The following is a 3,974-nucleotide window of genomic DNA, read 5'->3' on the forward strand; positions in this document are numbered from 1 at the left end:
CCTGTTCACCACCGATTCCGTCACGGCGGGCATCGCGATCGGTCTGCGCGGCCTCGCCATCGCCCTGCCAGGCATCTTCCTGCTGGTCTCCACCGATCCCACGGACCTGGCGGATGCGCTGGCCCAGCGGCTGCACCTGCCGGCCCGGTTCGTGCTCGGGGCGCTGGCAGCGATGCGGTTGGTGGGGCTGCTGCTGGAGGAATGGCGGACCCTTGGCCTGGCCCGCCACGCCCGCGGGGCCGATGCCGCCGGCGGACCGCTGGGCAGGCTCCGCAATTTCCTGGGCCAGGGGCTTGCCCTACTGGTCCAGGCGATCCGCCGCGCAACCCGGCTGGCCGTCGCCATGGAGGCCCGCGGGTTCGGCAGCGGAGAACGGACCTGGGCGAGGACCTCGACGTTCAGCCTGATCGATGTGTGGGTGCTGCTGTACGGCGTGGGGCTGGCGGCTGCCGCCGTCGCCGCAGCCGTGGCCGCGGGTACCTTCAACTTCATCCTGACCTAGGCTCCCGGCCCGGGGTGGCCTGGCGCCCGGCCCGGGCACCCCTGACCCCTCCCGGCCCGGGCCGGGTCAGGTCCTGACCGGGACCGGAATTACAGGACGGTTTCCACCAGGGCGTTCAGCTCGGCTGAGAGCTCCGCGGAAACCGCGATGGCTTCACCATTGATCGACTTCACCGGAGCGAGCAGCCGGATGCTGGAAACCAGCCATACGCCGTCGGCCTGATGCAGGTGGGTCGGTTCGAGCGGACCGTAACCGAGCTGCCACCCGGCTTCCTCGGCGGCGCGGAACAGGGCACCCTGGGTGGTTCCGGGCAGGATTCCGCTCTCCAGCTCCGGCGTCAGCAGGGTCTTCACGCCGTCCTCGATAACGGCCAGGACCACGGTGGAGGTGGGGCCTTCCAGGATTTTCCCGTCCGCTGAGGTGAAGATGACGTCGTCGGCCCCGTGCTCATGGGCGTAGCGGATTGCGGCCATGTTCACCGCGTAGGAGAGGGTTTTGGACCCGAGGAGCAGCCACGGTGCCCGCTCGGCCAGGGTGCTGTCATATCCGCGTTCGAGCAGCAGTACATCGAGGCCGGTTTTCCGCTGCTCGGCGGCGGAGGCCGGAACCGGGGAGGCCTGTACCCACGCAGTTGGGTGCTGGGCGCCTTCCGGGCCGCGGGTGAGCAGCAGCTTCACTACAGCCTGCGGATCGCCGTGAACCCGGGCGAATTCCGCCAGGGCCGTGCTGATAGCCGGTTCCCAATGTTCCGCCGGCGGGAAATCGAGGTCCAAGGCGGCGGCTGAGCCGGCCATCCGGTCCAGATGGGATTCGAGCTTCCGCGGGTGCCCGTCCACCGCCAGCATGGATTCGAAAACACCGTCCCCGCGGGTGGCGCCGAGGTCCGTCGCCAGCAGTTGCGGAACGGAGGCATCGGCCACTCGGCCATCGGGGAACGCGGGATCCAGGAAAACCAAAACACTCATGCGTCCAAGCCTAGTGCGCGTAGGTGCCGCAACCTGTGCCCGCAGCCGACTAGGCTAAAGGGACGTTGGGTTGGTGGAGGGAAAAACGCGTGTGGTGGACGATTACGGATCCTTACTGGCTTGCGGCGGCCCTGACGGTGCTGGACTTCGCAATCCGGATCATCGCGCTCGGCGTGGTTCCCGGCAACCGCCGGCCCACAACGGCCATGGCCTGGCTGCTGTGCATCTTCTTCCTGCCGGTTCCCGGCATCATCCTGTTCCTGCTGTTCGGTAGCCCACGGCTCTCGGAACAGCGGGTGGAGCGGCAGACCCTCATCAACCGCAGGGTCCGTGACAATACCCGGGAGCTGGAGGCAAATTCGAGTTCCTTCCTCGGACCGGACTGGCTGATGTCCGCCGTCGAACTTAACCGGCGCCTGGGCTCGCTGCCCAGCCTGGACGGCAACAAGGTGGAGCTGCAGCGGGACTATGAGCAGTCCATCCGCGAGATGACCGAAGCGGTTCGAGCCGCGAAGCACTACGTGCACGTCGAGTTCTACATCATGAGCTATGACTCCGTGACCAGGGATTTCTTCGCCGCCCTGAGGGACGCCGCGGCCCGCGGTGTCAGCGTCCGGCTGCTGTTTGACCACATCGGAACCCTGCGGGTGAAGGGCTACCGCCAGCTGCTCAGGGAGCTGAATTCCAGCCAGGTCGAATGGCATCCGATGCTGCCCATCCAGCCCCTGCGCGGGCATTGGCGCCGCCCCGACCTGCGCAACCACCGCAAGATCCTGGTGGTCGACGGCGTCCTGGGCTTCACCGGGTCGCAGAACCTGGTGGAACCGGGGTACCGCAAGCCGGGCAACCACAAGCTCGGACGCAAATGGGTTGAGCTGATGTGCCGGCTCGAGGGTCCCGTGGTGGATGAACTCAACGTGGTGTTCGCCACCGACTGGAACATGGAAACCGATGAGAACCTCGAACGCGAACTCAGCCTCTACGAGTGGACCTACGAACCCGGGGACGTGACCTGCCAGGTGGTGCCCAGCGGACCCGGTTTCACCACCGAGAACAACCTGCGGCTCTTTACCTCGCTGATTTACTCGGCCTCGGAGCGGATCTCGATCACCAGCCCGTACTTCGTCCCGGACGATTCGCTGCTCTATGCCATCACGACGGCGGCGCAGCGCGGAGTGCAGGTGGAGCTGTTTGTCTCCGAACGCGGGGACCAGCTCCTGGTGGATCATGCCCAGCGCTCGTACTACGAGGTGCTGCTCGAAGCGGGTATCCGGATCTGGCAGTACCCGGCCCCGCTGGTGCTGCATGCCAAGCACTTCACCGTGGACAACGACGTCGCGGTCCTGGGCTCCTCGAACATGGACATGCGCTCCTTCTCGCTGAACCTGGAGGTCTCGATGATGATGTACGGCGGGGACATCGTCGAGAAGATGCGCCGGATCGAGGACACCTACCGGGCACTGTCGAAGGAACTGGTCCTGGACGAATGGCGGAACCGTCCGGTGTGGCAGCGCTACGTGGACAACGTGGCGCGGCTGACCGCCACCCTGCAGTAGCGGGCTAATCCTTCGGCACGTCCGAGCCGAGTGCGCCCAGGACACCGCGCGCCTTGGTGCGCACTTCCTCCCATTCGGCGTCCGGATCGGAGCCGGCGGTGACCGCTCCGCCGACGCCCAGGCTCAGGTCCATACCGCCGTCCGGAGACCGATGCAGGGCCAGCGTGCGGATCACGACCGAGAGATCTGCGGCGCCCGTAAGGGAAAAGTAGCCGACGGCGCCCGAGTACAGTCCGCGCGGCCCGGTTTCCAGGGCGTCCAGGATAGCCATGGTACTGGCCTTGGGAGCGCCGGTCATTGAGCCGGCCGGGAACGCAGCGGAAACGGCTTCAGCGCGGCTGGCATCCGGGGCCAGCCGGGCATCGACCGTGCTGACCAGCTGGTGGACCGTGGCGTAGCTTTCCACCACGCACAGCCGGGGAACCGTCACTGACCCCGGCGCGGCGAGCCGGGAGAGGTCGTTGCGCATCAGGTCCACGATCATGATGTTCTCCGCACGGTCCTTTTCACTGCCCAGCAGCTCCTGCCGCAGGGCCGTGTCCGACGCAGGGTCCGCTCCGCGCGGCCGGGTGCCCTTGATCGGCTCGGCGCGCAGGCCGCCGCCGGCACTGATGCGCAGGAACCGCTCGGGAGAGGTACCCGCGAGCGTGAGCGGCCCCAGGCGAAGCAGCGAAGCAAACGGGGCGGGACTGCGCCGGCGAAGCGCCGCGTAGAGACCAAGTTGTTCTGCCGGAGCCAGGGGTTCGGGCAGGGCGGCATGCAGCGCAGTCGTCAGGCAGACCTCGTAGGTGTTGCCGTCCGTAATCGCCTGCTGGGACTGGCGCACCTTGGCCAGGTACTCGTCCCGGCTGTCCCGGAAGCTAAACCGGGGGGCGCTGCCCGGCGGGAACCACCCCTGCTGCGGCGGGTTCGCGGAGCCAGGGGCCTTCCCGGCGCGGTCGGCGGACGCGA

The 3,974-nt window shown here is 67.5% G+C and carries 3 protein-coding genes and 1 pseudogene; 2 read left to right on the forward strand and 2 right to left on the reverse strand.

Going from position 1 to position 3,974, the window contains the following annotated elements; genetic code table 11:
- Positions 1-502, forward strand: a pseudogene (locus RTN46_RS06700) (energy-coupling factor transporter transmembrane component T family protein); the annotation flags it as partial.
- A gap of 89 nt (positions 503-591) precedes the next feature.
- Here the strand turns inward: RTN46_RS06700 and RTN46_RS06705 are convergent.
- Positions 592-1,467 carry an aminodeoxychorismate lyase gene (locus tag RTN46_RS06705; RefSeq protein WP_312180023.1) on the reverse strand — a complete coding sequence of 292 codons (876 nt, stop codon included), beginning with the start codon at positions 1,465-1,467 and terminating at the stop codon, positions 592-594.
- Positions 1,468-1,556: 89 nt separating this feature from the next.
- Here RTN46_RS06705 and cls point away from each other — a divergent pair, with 89 nt between their 5' ends.
- Positions 1,557-3,023 (forward strand): cardiolipin synthase, encoded by a 1,467-nt coding sequence (cls, locus tag RTN46_RS06710; RefSeq protein ID WP_396157425.1) that lies wholly within the window; start codon positions 1,557-1,559, stop codon positions 3,021-3,023.
- Between the two features lie 4 nt (positions 3,024-3,027).
- Here cls and RTN46_RS06715 read toward each other — a convergent pair.
- Positions 3,028-3,974, reverse strand: a 947-nt coding sequence (locus tag RTN46_RS06715) for an anthranilate synthase component I family protein (RefSeq protein ID WP_312180025.1), incomplete at its 5' end; no start/stop codon positions are given.

Source organism: Arthrobacter sp. (assembly GCF_031988865.1).
Classification (GTDB): Bacteria; Actinomycetota; Actinomycetes; order Actinomycetales; family Micrococcaceae; genus Arthrobacter_B.

Excerpts from the sequence above, each read along its gene's own strand:
- RTN46_RS06705 (WP_312180023.1), bottom strand. The coding sequence starts at position 1,467 with ATGAGTGTTTTGGTTTTCCTGGATCCCGCGTTCCCCGATGGCCGAGTG.